Genomic DNA, 13,576 nt, shown 5'->3' with positions numbered 1-13,576 from the left:
TAACTGTACTGTCCGTTTTGTCGAGGAGTGACAGCACGACGGGTCGTTTTCGGACAGTCAGCACACAGTCCAGCGTCAGTACTCCGTCCCGCGCCGCGCCCGCTGGCCGTCGTCGAAGGGATGACGACGCTTGGCGACCTCCGTCACGAGGTCGGCGTGCTCGAGGAGGTACGCCGGTTCGGTGTGTCCGCCCGTAAGCACGACCTCGAGCGAGTCCGGTTTAGTTTCGAGAAGTTCGACCACGGATTCGGGCTCGATGAGCTCGCTCTCGACCGCGTAGAGAATCTCGTCGAGAACGAGCATGTGGACGCCGTCGTCGGGATCGGAGTCGAGCGGAAACGGCGTCGTCAGGTCGGCTTCGTTCGCCGCCGCCACCAGGTCGCGAGCACGCTCGAGTCCGGATCTGGCCTCGCGCTCGTGGTCGACGTCGTCGCTGCCGTCGGCCATCCCGTGCCAGCCGTAGTGGCCGAGGTTCTCGTAGCTGAACCCGGGAAGCGACTCGATGGCGTTGTACTCGCCGCGAACGGCCTCGACGCTCGAGGCGCCGCCTTTCATGAACTGGAGCATGTGGACCCGAAAGCCGTTTCCCGCGGCCCGCAGCCCCAGTCCCATCGCGGCCGTGGTCTTTCCTTGCCGTCGCCCCACCACACCTGCACCAGGCCGAACTCCGAGGGGGCATCGGGCGTGATCGGTCGAGCGGTGGGCGTGGTTCCGCCACCAGGGGTGTTCTCGAAGACGTCGGACTCGTTCTCGATGTCAGCCCTTGCCTCCAGTGCGTTGTCGACGTCGGTCCCGGCTTCCGGCCCGCCATCGCTGTCGCCCTGACTCTCACCATTGCTGTCGCCCTCACGCTCGCCGCCGTTTACCTCTGGTCCGTCCATGGGTCATCTCGGGCCGTCACGACCTAACCGTTTGTGCCATCGAACGCTGTCTCCCCGCGTCGACCGACCTCAGTCGGGGTTCCAGACGAGTTCGGACTCGGCTCGGCGTTCGCGGTACTGTTCGCGAACCCAGTCGACGCTCTCGGGGTCGTCGGTTCGGAGGACGCCCGCGAGCCCGTTTTCGGAGTACACCGTTAGTCCGGCGACGACGGTCTCCCCTTCGGCGATCCAGATAGCGTACGACGTCTCGAGCGCAGTCGTGTACAGCCGACCGCAGTCCGCTTCGATAATCTCCCGAAGCCGGTCGTGCTGGTCGTCCTCGAGCGAGGAAAACAGGTTCCGGTCGAGGATCAATTCCGCGCGTAACCCGCCGTTCTCAATCGATTCCAGGAACTCGTCGAAGTAGAGGTCGAAGACCACTGGGGCCGTACCGTACACCGCCGACGCATCACGGATGTGACGCATGCTCGTCTCGAGGGCCGTCCACGGCGCCTGCGGACTCGGCACGTCGATCGATGCCTCGCGAAGGAACAATAGGTCGATCGACTCGAGGGGGAGTTCCGTCAGGATCGGTTCGGCCCGTTCGATCTGCTCCAGGTCGGCGAGATAGTCTCGTCGAGCGCGACAGGCGAGTCGGCCAGTCTCGGTCGCGAGGTACGCCGAGTCGCGTCGTTCGATACACCCGGTCTCGAGCAACGACGCGATCCCGCGGTCGATCGTCGACCGGGACGTGGACAGCTCGTCGACGAGTTCGGGTTTCGTCCGTGGCGTTTCGAGGAGGGCTTCGAGGAGGGCGTTTCGTGCTGCAAGTAACTCGTCCATGCATCAGTTCGTCTCGTGGTTCGTGGCGAGGAGTAATAACTCTCGGGAGTTGCCAGGTTCGAAACGGTTCCGTCTGCCACTCCTACTGCGTCGATTCGGCTACACGCTCGGTGAATTTCTCGCGAACCTTGTCGATTTTGGGCGCGGCGTGCATCCGACAGTAGGCATCCGTGGGATTCTTCTCGAAGTAATCCTGGTGGTACGCCTCGGCCTCGTAGAACGCCTCGAGCTGTTCGATCTCGGTCGCGATTTCGTCGTCGTAGACGCCCTCCGCCTCGAGTTCCTCGATAAACGCCGTCGCGAGTTCGCGTTGCTCGTCGTCGTGGGTGAAGATTGCCGATCGGTACTGGGTGCCGACGTCCGGTCCCTGTCGGTTCACCTGTGTCGGATCGTGGACGGTGAAGAAGACCTCGAGTATCTCGTCGTACCCGATCACGTCGGGGTCGTACTCGAGCTGGACGACTTCCGCGTGGCCGGTCTCGCCCCTGCAGACGGCCTCGTAGCTCGGGTCCTCGACGTGGCCGCCCGCATAGCCCGACGTGACCGACGCGATGCCTTCGAGTTCCTTGTACGCCGCCTCGATACACCAGAAACAGCCGCCGCCGAGGGTCGCTCGTTCCATGGACGCCGTACGTGCTGGCCGGCAAAAGGTGTGGCGGGATTTCGGTCGTTCTGACATCAGGTTACCGATCGTCGTCGCGTTCGCCGGTATCTGAATCGTCGGTCACCGATCGCCTTCGCCTTCGCCGGTCTCCGCATCGGATTCGCCTGGTGGAGTCCCATCACCTGCATCGGACCCGCCAGGGAGGACGTGTGGATCGGCAGTATCGTCGCCGTGGACCGCGTCGTCGCGTTCGAACGCGTAGAAGGCGAGCCCCGCGACCACGAGCACGAGCAGGCCTGGGATCGGGACGGTCCCGATCACGATGTGGAGCGACAGCGCGAGGAGCATCGGGGCGGCGACGACGGCGGCCCACAGCCACGGGCGCTCGAACTCGAGGCGGTCGGCGTCCCGGTAGACGACGATGGTGGCGACGGCGACGAGAACGGCGCCGACGAGGGCGACCAGGAACTGGGCGGGATCTGCCATCACCTCGAGCAAGGACCGATCGGGGGAAAAGCGTTCTGAGACGACGGCTCGCTCTCGGTCGTCTCGCTCTCAATTATCTCACCCTCGCCCATCTCGCTTTCTCCCGTCTTACTCGAGCACGGCGACCGCCCGAACGGGGGCGCCGTCGGCGTTCGCGACCGCGAGCGGGTACGCGTGGACGGTGAACGCCTCGCCGGTGGGGAGCGCCTCGAGCCCCGAAGGTTCTCGAGGAGAACCCGGTCGTCGGCGAACATTGTACGGTGGAATGGGTAGCCGTCCGGTTCGTCCGGGGCGGGGTCGCTTCCTGGCGTCGGGTCGACGTTCATCGCGTCGATGCCGAGGTCGAGTTTGCGCTCGGCTAGCCAGTCGGCGGCCGACGCGGTCAGGTAGGGATGGTCGAACGCTCGATCGATTCCCCAGTGGGTTTCCCAGCCAGTTCGGCAGATGAGGAGGTCGGGGTCTCCGTCTACGTTCATACTTTCAGCCACCGTCCGCTCGAGGTCGCCCGCCCCGATCGGTTCTCGAGGCTCGAGCGGGCGGCAATCCGCGAGAACGGCCCGAAATCGGAACCGTTCCACGTCGAAGTGATCGAGCGTCGTGCCGTCCGCCCGCATGTGTGCGGGCGCGTCAACGTGCGTCCCCGTGTGAGAATCGAACGAGAGGTCCGTGGTCGCGTAGCCGTCGTCCGCGACGGTCGTCGCGGGTTCGACCGCGACCGGCGGCGAACCGGGGTAGACGGGCATGCCGGTCTCGAGTGGGTACGAGAGGTCGTGGACGGTCATCGACTCACGCTCCGTCCCCTTGCTCCTCGCTCGAGTCTTGCGCCAGTGGCTCGCTGCTCGAGTCGTGGTTGCTCGGCTCACCACTCACCTCGTCCTCGCCGCTCACCTCGCGCTCGAGCGTTTCGAGGAACGATTCGACGACCTGAGCGCGCTCCTCGGCGACGGCCCGCCCCTCTGGCGTGTACATTCGCTCGGGTAATCGAAGCAACTTCTTGTGAACGTGATTGACGCTGGTCGCGCCGGCGCGCGTGTCGTCCTTGGCCGGCGGGAGGCCGGGATCGTAAATCGTCGTTCCGAGTTCGCCCCCGTAGGAGAACGTGCGCGCGAGGCCGATGGCTCCGAGCGCGTCCAGGTTGTCGGCGTCCGAGAGGAGGCGTGCCTCGGCCGTCCGGGGGTCGACGTCGTTCGAGAAGCGGTGCGCGCGGATGCAGTGAGCGACGGCGTCGATCGACTCTGGAGGGTGGTCGACCGACTCGAGAATCGTCCGGGCCTCGCGGGCGCCCCACTCGGCGTGGTCGTCGATGGCGCCCGCATCTTCCTTCGGTCGGCCGATGTCGTGGAGAACCGCAGCCAACAGCAGTACGTCCTGGTCGACGTCCGTCCGTTCGGCAGCGAGGCGGCGCGCATTCGTTTCGACGCGCCTGACGTGGTGCCAGTCGTGGGCCGGCGTCACCGCGTCGTCGAAGTAGGTTCTGGCGACGGGACGAACCCGCTCGAAAACGTCGTTCATGGGCACTCGTTCGTGGCCGCCGACAAAATCGTTCGGGAACGGCTGCCGGGTCATCCTCGACCGGCCGCGCGAACTCGGGAGCTCGAGTGATCGAGTGACCGACGAACACCCACTCGAACGCCGGACTGTCTGACTAAGAATTAAGAGTCCGCCGTGCATGGGTGGATACATGGACGACACTCCACAGGAGATTACCTCGCTCGTCGGACGCGAGGTCTACTCGAACAACGGCGTCTTCGTCGGCGAAGTCGAGGACCTGCGACTGAACGTCGGCGGCGAAGCCGTCACCGGACTGGCACTGGGGGGACTCAACTACGAACTCTTCGGCGACGAAGTCACCACCGCTCGCGGCGTCATTCTGCCGTACCGGTGGGTACGATCCGTCGGCGACATCATCCTCGTGACCGACGTCGTCGAACGCGTCAAGGAACCGGACGAGGAAGAAGACGAACTGGTCGCGTAGGCTGGCGGTACGCGGATACGGATACGGACACGGACGCGGTTCACAAACTCGCTTCTATCTCTCCCGACGAGAACGGGCCGTCCTGCTCCCGTTACCTTCGCCCTCGACGCCCATCGCGTCGAACAGTGTTCGCTTCACGGCCTCCTCGGTCAGCGTCAGGAGCGTCTCGCGCGTGTCGTCGGAGATTTCGATTCCCGTGAAGATCCCGAGGGGAATCTCCGCGCTGGCTTGCGTCGAGTGGCCCGCCGTCTCGCCAATCTCGCCGTAGGCGTCGGCCAGCACGCTCCCGATGTTCATTCGGATGTCCTTCGAGCGAGCGGCGAGGAAGATGGTCTCCTCCGCCACCCCGAAGACGGCCGTCGTCGTCACGCCTTCCAGGTTCAGGAGGTGGCTCGCGGCCTGCATCAGCGCCTCCCGGTCGCGGACGAAGCCAGCGTTCGAGACGAGGTGGCTCCCCTGGACGTCCCGATTCGCGATGGCCTCGGCCAGCACGTCGAGCGTCTCGGGCGACATCGAGGGCGACTCGACTTGCTCGAGCGTGTCGTGGTTCGCGAAGGGATAGAGGTATGCGGCAGCAGTCAGATCGGCCGGCGTCGTGTCGCGCTTGAAGTCGAGGGTTTCGGCGCGGATGCCGTAGAGCAGCGCCGTCGCCACTTCCTCGGAGACGTTCATGTCGAACTCCTGGATGTACTTCGTCATGATCGTCGAGGTCGAGGACATGTTGGGTCGAATGTCGGTAAAGAAGGGCTCGAGACCCTCCTCGGGCTCGGCGTGGTCGATTAGCACGTCGACCTCGAGCGTGAGGTCCTCGGTGCTCGTGTGGTCGACGAGCGCGACGGTGTCGTAGACCGACTGGTCCTCGACGTCGTCCCACTGCAGAAGGTCGATGCCGAGTAAGTTGACGAACGCCCGGTTCTCCTGGTGGCCGATATCTCCGAGATAGATGATGTCGGATTCGATGCCGAGGTGGGCCGCGATCGCCTGCAACGCCGCTCCGCTGGCGATCGAATCGGGGTCGGGACTGGGCTGGGTGAGGATCGCCAGCCGTCCCGTCGTCTCCTCGAGCAGGCCCGCGAGGGTCGCGGCGTTGTGCTCGAGTTCGCCGGACTCGAGGGCCCGCAGCGCGGAGTCGGCGATAACTGTCGAGGGGTTGATGACGATGTCGGCCCCGAGGTCGGCGAGTTCGTCGCCGGAGACGGGATCACTCGCGCGCGCGACGATGAACTGGTCGCCGTTGACGTTGCGAATGTGCTCGACGGCCTGTTTGTTGGCCTCGACGTCGGAGGCGAGGATGAGGACGACCGAGCGGTCGGCGACGAGGTTGGCAGCCTCGACCTCGCGAATGTCGGCGGTTCTGGCGTCGAGGTCCTGGTCACGGAGGGACTCGACGCGGTTTTCGTCGCGGTCGATGATCAGGACGTCTTTTCCCTGCTCGGCGAGTTCCTCGGCGACGGCGTAGCCGACGCTCCCGCACCCGAGGATCGCGTAGTCCGAAATCGACGAAATTGTAACCCCCGTACTCATGTGACAGTCCGGTTGAACCGACTGTACTTAACGTTCCCGAAGACGGTTACGGTTGTCGTTGCACTGTCCGGCCGATGGCGTGTCCGTGCGTGCCACATTGCTTCCTAAAGGAAACCTATTTGAGCGGCGGGCAAAAACTCGAATGTACAGGGCCGGTAGCTCAGTTAGGCAGAGCGTCTGACTCTTAATCAGACGGTCGCGTGTTCAAATCGCGCCCGGCCCGCTATCCTGTCGCGAACAAACCCGTGAGCGACAGGTACTGGATCCGGCGGGATTTGAACGCAGGGAGTGAAGCGAAGCGGAACGACCGTGTGTTCAAATCGTGCCCGGACCGCTTTCTGCGCTAGCGTATCGGACTCCGATTCAAGCGCTACCCTGCGGAAGAGAGACGTTCTGAGCCACAGAGGAAATTCGGGCCTGATGAAATCCTCGAGGTGCGACGTGTTTTCACAGTATCACTGAAGACACAGCGCGAATCTATCAATAGTTGAATGTCTATTAATTAGAAATTTATATAATAGAGGTGTCAAAAACAGTAACTATTAAACATGCACGACTATATTTTGTGTCTGGCTATGTCGCGAAAATTCAGCAGGCGTTCAGTCGTCAAATCGATCGGAATTGCCGCGACCGGAATCACCGGAACCGCGGCCCTGAGCGGTTCGGCGAGCGCGTTTAGCGACGGCGAGCGCGTCGAAGTTACCGCGAGCGCACTGAACACTCGGGAACAACCCGGCACCGACTCACCAATCGTCGCCACACTGAACAACGGCGAGGTCGGCGAGATTATGAACGGACCGATCGACAAGGACGGCTACCGGTGGTGGGGAGTCCACTGGCTCGACCGGAACGTGTGGGGCTGGTCGGTCGAACGGTACCTCCAGTCCACCTCCGGCGGTGGTTCGGAATCGGACTTCGACTGGCCGATTACCGGATACATTACGTCTCCGTACGGCGCTCGTCCTGGTCACTACGCAGTGGATTTCGGCGCTAACGGCAACATCGGCGAACCGATTTACGCGGCCCACAGCGGCGTCGTGGACGTCCGAAGTTACCAGGCGGATGGCTGTGGCTATTACCTCAAACTGGGGCACGGAAATGGCTACCAGACGATGTACTGCCACTTGAACAGCTTCGACGTGGTGCAAGGAGAGAGCGTCGCGCGTGGTCAGAAGATTGGTGGCATGGGCGACACCGGTAATTCGACCGGTCCTCACCTGCACTTCACGATCGAACGAAACGGCAACCACCTCTCGATTCCTGGCTACGACGGCGAAACCGTCACTGCAGGCACCAGAATACCGAAAGACTATCCCGATATCTGAACTTACAGCCTGCCGTAGTGTCAGTACTAGGTGAACCCACTGAGGCCGTCAGTGACGTTCGAGGGCTAAAGCGGTTTTACTAGCCGGTATCCGGATCCTACCGTCGGTACACCGTTTCTGGTTCTCTCGAGGAACCGGGAGAATTCGACCTCGGGAGAGTTTAACTGGAGAAAACGAGAAATGACCGCGATTATCGATGACTACAACCGGTTCGTGTTGACTCTGATGCCGTTGACGTACACGCAGAGGTCGTCCGTCGAGTCGACTTCGAAGGTCTCGATCTCGCCCGTGTAGTGCCATTCCGTCCACGAGCCGGTAAGGTACCAGTCGACCTCGCCGTCGCCATACTGCTCGCCTTCAGTCACGTAATGGGCGATCGACTCGTCCGGACGGATGTCACCGCTGACAGTGATCCGGTAGTCGCACTCGCCCTCGAGTCGAATAGTCTTCTCCGCCGATCCGGTGTCGTTGGACGCCCCGAGATCGTCCGGGTTCACCTCCTCTCCGTCGAGGTAGACGGTGAGCTCCTCGACGTTCTCGAGTTCGAACGCCTCGATCTCGCCGGTGAAGTACCACTCCGTCCACGAGCCGGTGAGGTACCAGTCGACCTCGCTGTCCCCGTACTGTTCGCCCTCGGTTACCCACTGGGCGATCTCGGGTGCCGGTTGGATGTCACCGCTGACGGCGATTCGGTACTCAGCTTCGCCCTCGAGACGGATCGGCGTTCCGTCGGGTTCCGTCGTCTCTTCTTGTTCGTCGTCGTTCCCAGGATTTTCGTCGTTCGTCTCCTCCGGTGCCCCGTCGCCGTCCGGGACCGGACACGTCCCGTTATTCGAGATGCCGCTCGTGGCCGGGCTTCCACTGATGGACGTTCCGGTGACGTTGATCGTCGAGTTCTCGATCTGAACGTCGCTCGAGTTCCGAACGCGGATGCCGTCTCCGGCTTTCTGAAGACAAAGATTGCGCAGTCGAGCACCGCTCCGACCGCTGAGGTAGATGCCCGCCTTCGAGGAGTCGCCGGTGATTGAGACGTTCTCGATGACTGTCTGTCCTGAGCCGCCCTCGGCGAGCTGAACAGCGTAAAAGTTGCTATCCTGGCGAATCACGCAATCGCGGATCTCGATTCCCTCGTGGGAATTCGACGTATAAATCGCGTGGGCACCACTCGGATCGCTCATCACGAACTCACAGCCTTCGATGGTGATGTCACCCGAAGTCGAGCTATTCGAGTTGATCCAGATACCGCGCGCCGCGCTCGCACCAGACCATCGTGCCGGTGGGGCTTGCGACTGGTTGAACACGGTATCTCGAACCGTCGTGTTCCCACCGATTCTGATACCCGTGTTCGTGTCCTCGAGGTAGCAGTTGTCGATCAACAGGTGACCGGGCATGTTGTGGAAGTACATCGAGTTGTTCGCGAAGCCCGAGACCGCTACGTTTCGCAGCGTCAGGTCACCCTCGGAGCCGACGATTTGTAGTCCGCCGCGATTCGACGAGTCGTCGACGGCCGCAGAGCCGTCCATCGCGCGGACGTTTTCAACGAGCCCCTGGGTGCTGCGTTCGGCGTCCATGTAGAGGAGCTCCGAGTTGGCGCGACTCGAGGGGTCGCTCATCCGCCCGACGAACTCGACGTTCCTGAACGTCCAGTCGCCGCCGTGAAGGAAGTTGACTGGGGCCGCGCCATCGGCGGACAAGTCGATGTCGATGCCGTCGATGGTCCAGCCGTTGCCCGTCAGGTGGAGGTACCCCTCGGTGACGTGGGATGGAACGACGAACGTTGCGTCCTCGCCAACCCACGTCCAGTTGTCCGCCCCGTTCCGGAAGGAATCGAGACGATACTCTCCTGGTGGAAAGTAAATCGTCGTACCATTCTCATGAACGGACTCGAGAACGTCGTTGATCGACGTGTTCCCGGAATTATCCGCACCAGCATCGACGATGTTGACGTCGGCTTCGGCGTCAGTGGCGGCCGCCGCCGTTCCTGCCCCGGCGGCTAGGCCAACGGCCGAGCCAGCGAGTTTGAGATACGAACGCCGATGGAGGATTCCATCAGTCGTTTGGCGTTGATTACGTTTAGGTAGCTGATCGCTACTCGAGTCGACCGGAGTGTCGCGTGCCATACAGTCAGGGGACTTTACCAATGATACATAAACTTTCTCGTCCAATAATTGGGCATTTGTTGTGATATTCAACGGTGTGTGAATGAATAGCTATTAATTAAGCCGTACATGAAAGAACTCTTGAGCTAATGTAAGTCGTCTCTGCGTCCGATTAGCATCGAAATACTCGATGCCCCTGAATGGAATTCTACGAAGATCGGACTGTTCTCGACGTTGTTCTCTCGAGGCGAACGAACCTGTTTAATCCGCATTACAGACCTTGATAACGGTCGTTCGACGAGTACCATCACTTCGATAGGAATACCGTCTTCTCGAGAACGAGTCGACATCGTCCCACCGACCGTCTATCACTCGTAGGCCACCGCAATCCGGCGAGCACGCCGCTAAACGTGGATTATATTCGCCACCTCGAGTCGTGTAGTAACCTTTAAACCAAAGTGCGCACAAATGGGGACCAGATGGCGAGTAACAAGATTCTCGGAATCGACCTCGGGACGACGAACAGCGCCTTCGCGGTGATGGAAGGCGGCGATCCGGAGATTATCGTCAACGCGGAGGGCGACCGAACGACGCCCTCCGTCGTTGCGTTCACCGATGACGACGAGCGCCTCGTCGGCAAACCGGCGAAGAACCAGGCGATCCAGAACCCGGAGAAGACCATCGCGTCGATCAAGCGCCACATGGGCGAGGAGGACTACACCGTGGAGATCGAGGGCGAGGAGTACACGCCCCAGCAGATCTCGGCGATGATCCTCCAGAAGATCAAGCGCGACGCCGAGGAGTACCTCGGTGACGACGTCGAGAAGGCCGTCATTACGGTCCCGGCGTACTTCTCTGACACCCAGCGCCAGGCGACCAAAGACGCCGGCGAAATTGCCGGTTTCGACGTCGAGCGCATCATCAACGAGCCAACGGCCGCGTCGATGGCCTACGGTCTCGACGACGACTCCGACCAGACGGTTCTCGTCTACGACCTCGGTGGCGGTACCTTCGACGTCTCCATCCTCGACCTGGGTGGCGGCGTCTACGAGGTCGTCGCGACCAACGGGGACAACGACCTCGGTGGCGACGACTGGGACCACGCGATCATCGACTGGCTGGCCGAGGAGTTCGAGGACGAACACGGTATGGACCTCCGCGAGGACCGACAGGCCCTCCAACGGCTCAAGGACGCCGCTGAGGAGGCCAAAATCGAACTCTCCTCGCGCAAGGAGACCGAGATCAACCTGCCGTTCATCACGGCCACCGACGACGGCCCCATCCACCTCGAGAAGTCCCTCACACGCGCGAAGTTCGAATCGCTCACCTCGGATCTGATCGAGCGCACGGTCGAACCGACCGAACAGGCCCTCGAGGACGCGGGATACGAGAAAGAGGACATCGACGAGGTCATTCTCGTCGGCGGTTCGACTCGGATGCCTCAGGTCAGCGAACAGGTCGAGGAGTTGATCGGCGAGGCGCCCCAGAAGAACGTCAACCCCGACGAGGCCGTCGCGCTGGGCGCAGCGATCCAGGGTGGCGTGCTGGGCGGCGAGGTCGACGACATCGTCCTGCTCGACGTCACCCCCCTGAGCCTGGGAATCGAGGTCAAGGGCGGCCTCTTCGAGCGCCTCATCGAGAAGAACACGACGATTCCGACCGAGGAGTCGAAGATCTTCACGACCGCGGCGGACAACCAGACGTCCGTCCAGGTCCGGGTCTTCCAGGGTGAGCGCGAACTCGCGAACAAGAACGAGATGCTCGGCGAGTTCCACCTGACCGGTATTCCGCCCGCGCCCGCGGGAACGCCCCAGATCGAGGTCACGTTCTCCATCGACGAGAACGGCATCGTCAACGTGAGCGCAGAGGACAAGGGAACCGGCACCAGCGAGGAGATCACCATCGAGGGCGGTGCCGGACTGTCGGACGCCGAGATCGAGCGCATGCAGCGCGAGGCCGAGGAACACGCCGAGGAGGACAAGCAGCGTCGCGACCGTATCGAGGCTCGAAACACGGCCGAGGCGACGATCCAGCGAGCCGAAACGCTCCTCGAGGAGAACGACGACGTCGACGACGACCTCCGCGAGAGCATCGAGGCCGCGGTCGACGATCTCGAGGAGACGATCGACGATTCGGACGCCGACGCCGAGGCGATCGAATCGGCGACCGAGGACCTGAGCACGGAGCTTCAGGAGATCGGCAAGCAGATCTACCAGGAGGCGGCTGCGGCGGGTGCCGGCGGCGCTGGTGGCGCAGGCGGTGCGGGCGCCGCTGGAGCCGGCGCGGGCATGGGTGGCGGCCCGAACCCCGGCCCCGGCGGTGCGGCTGGCGACGACGAGGGCGAAGAGTTCGTCGATGCCGACTTCGAAGACGTCGACGAAGAGGACGAAGACTGAGGCGGTTTCGTCGTTTCGTCAGATTGCCTCTGACGATGTCGACAAAACCGACGAAAGCGAGGAGGAACGCAGAAAGCTAATCTGAACCGACCGTCAGCGATCAGCTGATTTTCGCTGTCTCGCTTTCACGACTCTATCCTCGCTCGAGCAGTGAACGCAGAACGGTCGTTTCAAGTGTCTCAACGGTATACCAGTGGATAACGAATGAGCGAGGACTTCTACGACGTGCTCGGCGTGAGCCAGGACGCCTCCGCCGAGGAAATCAAAAAGGCGTACCGGAAGAAGGCCACGGAGTACCATCCGGACGTCAGCGACGATCCGGACGCCGAAGAGAAGTTCAAAAAGATCCAGAAGGCGAAGAAGGTGCTCACCGACGAGGAGAAGCGCCAGGCCTACGACCGGATGGGCCACGATCGGTACGAACAGGCTGAGAAACACGGGTTCGATGCCGGCGGTGGTGGCCCAGGCGGCATGGGCGGCGATCCGTTCGGCGGCATGGGCGGTATGGGTGGCATGGGCGGCGGCCTCGGCGACATCTTCGAGCAGGTTTTCGGCGGCGGTGGCCGCGGCCGCGGTCGCAACCGGCCCCGCAAGGGCCGAGACCTCCGAACGGGCCTCGAGATCGACCTCGAGCAGGCGTTCGAGGGCGTCCAAAAGCAGTTCACGGTCGAGCGCCCCGAGGCGTGTGAGACCTGCGACGGCGAGGGCCATCCGCCCGAGGCCGAGGCGTCGACCTGTCCGGAGTGTCAGGGTCGCGGGCAGGTAACCCAGGTCCAACAGACGCCGCTCGGCCGGGTCCAGCAGACGACGACCTGTCCCCGGTGTGAGGGCGAGGGGACGCTGTACTCCGAAACCTGCGACGACTGTCGCGGCGAGGGGTACGTTCGCAACGAGGCCTCGCTGTCCGTCGAAATTCCAGCGGGCATCGACGACGGCCAGACCCTCCGGATGGAGGGCGAGGGCGCCCCGAGTCCGAACGGGGGGCCCCACGGCGACTTGTTGATCGACATCTCGATCGCCGACCACCCCGAGTTCGAACGCGAGGGCGACGACCTCCACTACCAGTTGCCGATCTCGTTCCCGCAGGCCACCTTCGGCAACAGCGTGCAGGTGCCGACGCTCGAGGGATCAGTTGAATTCGAGGTGCCGAAGGGAACCCAGAGCGGGGAGACGTTCCGCCTCGAGGGCAAGGGGATGCCGCGCCTGCGGCGGTACGGCCAGGGGGACCTCTACGTCCGCGTGCAGATCGTCACGCCGGAGTCGCTCAACGACGAGCAGCGAGAGGCGCTCGAGGCGTTCGCCGAGGCTGGCGGTGAGGAAATCGAGGTGAGCGAGGGCTTCTTCGAGAAGATCAAGCGGAGTTTCTAAGTTCTCGTTTCTCGAGTCTCTCACTTCTCGTCTCTAATTCCTACATCCCTTCCCCCGAACCCACGCGAAAGTGACGGCGCTTTTGTAATCGCGGTG

11 protein-coding genes, 1 tRNA gene and 1 pseudogene are annotated in these 13,576 nt (G+C 62.7%); 5 read left to right on the top strand and 8 right to left on the bottom strand.

Going from position 1 to position 13,576, the window contains the following annotated elements:
* Positions 1 to 75 precede the first annotated feature (75 nt).
* The 6 genes and pseudogenes from ACFQS4_RS13990 to ACFQS4_RS13965 all read right to left on the bottom strand — a co-directional run bounded on the left by ACFQS4_RS13990 (position 76) and on the right by ACFQS4_RS13965 (position 4,305).
* Positions 76 to 881, bottom strand: a pseudogene (locus tag ACFQS4_RS13990) (cob(I)yrinic acid a,c-diamide adenosyltransferase).
* A gap of 69 nt (positions 882 to 950) precedes the next feature.
* Complete coding sequence (locus ACFQS4_RS13985; RefSeq protein ID WP_497902074.1) at positions 951 to 1,703, bottom strand: helix-turn-helix transcriptional regulator; 753 nt, start codon at positions 1,701 to 1,703, stop codon at positions 951 to 953.
* Positions 1,704 to 1,785: 82 nt separating this feature from the next.
* Complete coding sequence (msrA, locus tag ACFQS4_RS13980) at positions 1,786 to 2,325, bottom strand: peptide-methionine (S)-S-oxide reductase MsrA (protein ID WP_497902073.1); 540 nt, start codon at positions 2,323 to 2,325, stop codon at positions 1,786 to 1,788.
* Between the two features lie 102 nt (positions 2,326 to 2,427).
* Positions 2,428 to 2,793 carry a hypothetical protein gene (locus ACFQS4_RS13975; RefSeq protein ID WP_497902072.1) on the bottom strand — a complete coding sequence of 122 codons (366 nt, stop codon included), beginning with the start codon at positions 2,791 to 2,793 and terminating at the stop codon, positions 2,428 to 2,430.
* Entirely contained in the window at positions 2,793 to 3,656 is an 864-nt protein-coding gene (locus tag ACFQS4_RS13970) for a cyclase family protein (protein WP_497902071.1), read from the bottom strand. Before ACFQS4_RS13970 ends, ACFQS4_RS13975 begins: the two co-directional genes overlap by 1 nt.
* The gene (locus ACFQS4_RS13965) at positions 3,580 to 4,305 is read right to left on the bottom strand and encodes an HD domain-containing protein (RefSeq protein WP_497902070.1); all 726 of its coding nucleotides are present in this window, start codon (positions 4,303 to 4,305) and stop codon (positions 3,580 to 3,582) included. The genes ACFQS4_RS13970 and ACFQS4_RS13965 overlap by 77 nt, the downstream gene beginning before the upstream one ends.
* Before the next feature lie 169 nt (positions 4,306 to 4,474).
* Between ACFQS4_RS13965 and ACFQS4_RS13960 the strand changes: the two genes are divergently transcribed.
* Entirely contained in the window at positions 4,475 to 4,768 is a 294-nt protein-coding gene (locus tag ACFQS4_RS13960) for a PRC-barrel domain-containing protein (protein WP_254157076.1), read from the top strand.
* A gap of 54 nt (positions 4,769 to 4,822) precedes the next feature.
* Here ACFQS4_RS13960 and ACFQS4_RS13955 read toward each other — a convergent pair whose 3' ends face one another.
* Entirely contained in the window at positions 4,823 to 6,292 is a 1,470-nt protein-coding gene (locus ACFQS4_RS13955; protein WP_497902069.1) for a DHH family phosphoesterase, read from the bottom strand.
* 149 nt (positions 6,293 to 6,441) lie between these two features.
* Between ACFQS4_RS13955 and ACFQS4_RS13950 the strand changes: the two genes are divergently transcribed.
* A tRNA-Lys gene (locus tag ACFQS4_RS13950) sits at positions 6,442 to 6,515 on the top strand.
* A 352-nt stretch (positions 6,516 to 6,867) separates the two neighbouring features.
* Entirely contained in the window at positions 6,868 to 7,617 is a 750-nt protein-coding gene (locus ACFQS4_RS13945; protein ID WP_497902068.1) for a peptidoglycan DD-metalloendopeptidase family protein, read from the top strand.
* A 200-nt stretch (positions 7,618 to 7,817) separates the two neighbouring features.
* On the opposite strand, the gene ACFQS4_RS13940 is transcribed toward ACFQS4_RS13945, so the two are convergent.
* The gene (locus tag ACFQS4_RS13940; protein WP_497902067.1) at positions 7,818 to 9,737 is read right to left on the bottom strand and encodes a right-handed parallel beta-helix repeat-containing protein; all 1,920 of its coding nucleotides are present in this window, start codon (positions 9,735 to 9,737) and stop codon (positions 7,818 to 7,820) included.
* A 458-nt stretch (positions 9,738 to 10,195) separates the two neighbouring features.
* On the opposite strand from ACFQS4_RS13940, the gene dnaK reads away from it, so the two are divergent.
* Both dnaK and dnaJ read left to right on the top strand, forming a co-directional pair.
* On the top strand, positions 10,196 to 12,112 hold the full coding sequence (gene dnaK / locus ACFQS4_RS13935; RefSeq protein ID WP_497902066.1) for a molecular chaperone DnaK: 1,917 nt from the start codon (positions 10,196 to 10,198) through the stop codon (positions 12,110 to 12,112).
* Between the two features lie 204 nt (positions 12,113 to 12,316).
* The gene (gene dnaJ / locus ACFQS4_RS13930; protein WP_497902065.1) at positions 12,317 to 13,480 is read left to right on the top strand and encodes a molecular chaperone DnaJ; all 1,164 of its coding nucleotides are present in this window, start codon (positions 12,317 to 12,319) and stop codon (positions 13,478 to 13,480) included.
* Positions 13,481 to 13,576: the final 96 nt, after the last annotated feature.

It is taken from the genome of Saliphagus sp. GCM10025317, from assembly GCF_042663665.1.
Taxonomy (GTDB): domain Archaea; phylum Halobacteriota; class Halobacteria; order Halobacteriales; family Natrialbaceae; genus Natronosalvus.
The sequence above is the reverse complement of the archived record's forward strand: the minus strand, read 5'-3'. Positions and strand labels throughout refer to the sequence as shown.

Bases quoted from the DNA above. Each gene is read 5' to 3' on its own strand.
- ACFQS4_RS13985 (WP_497902074.1), bottom strand. From the start codon at position 1,703: ATGGACGAGTTACTTGCAGCACGAAACGCCCTCCTCGAAGCCCTCCTC.
- msrA (WP_497902073.1), bottom strand. From the start codon at position 2,325: ATGGAACGAGCGACCCTCGGCGGCGGCTGTTTCTGGTGTATCGAGGCG.
- ACFQS4_RS13975 (WP_497902072.1), bottom strand. From the start codon at position 2,793: ATGGCAGATCCCGCCCAGTTCCTGGTCGCCCTCGTCGGCGCCGTTCTC.
- ACFQS4_RS13965 (WP_497902070.1), bottom strand. From the start codon at position 4,305: ATGAACGACGTTTTCGAGCGGGTTCGTCCCGTCGCCAGAACCTACTTC.
- ACFQS4_RS13960 (WP_254157076.1), top strand. From the start codon at position 4,475: ATGGACGACACTCCACAGGAGATTACCTCGCTCGTCGGACGCGAGGTC.
- ACFQS4_RS13955 (WP_497902069.1), bottom strand. From the start codon at position 6,292: ATGAGTACGGGGGTTACAATTTCGTCGATTTCGGACTACGCGATCCTC.
- ACFQS4_RS13945 (WP_497902068.1), top strand. From the start codon at position 6,868: ATGTCGCGAAAATTCAGCAGGCGTTCAGTCGTCAAATCGATCGGAATT.
- ACFQS4_RS13940 (WP_497902067.1), bottom strand. From the start codon at position 9,737: ATGGCACGCGACACTCCGGTCGACTCGAGTAGCGATCAGCTACCTAAA.
- dnaK (WP_497902066.1), top strand. From the start codon at position 10,196: ATGGCGAGTAACAAGATTCTCGGAATCGACCTCGGGACGACGAACAGC.
- dnaJ (WP_497902065.1), top strand. From the start codon at position 12,317: ATGAGCGAGGACTTCTACGACGTGCTCGGCGTGAGCCAGGACGCCTCC.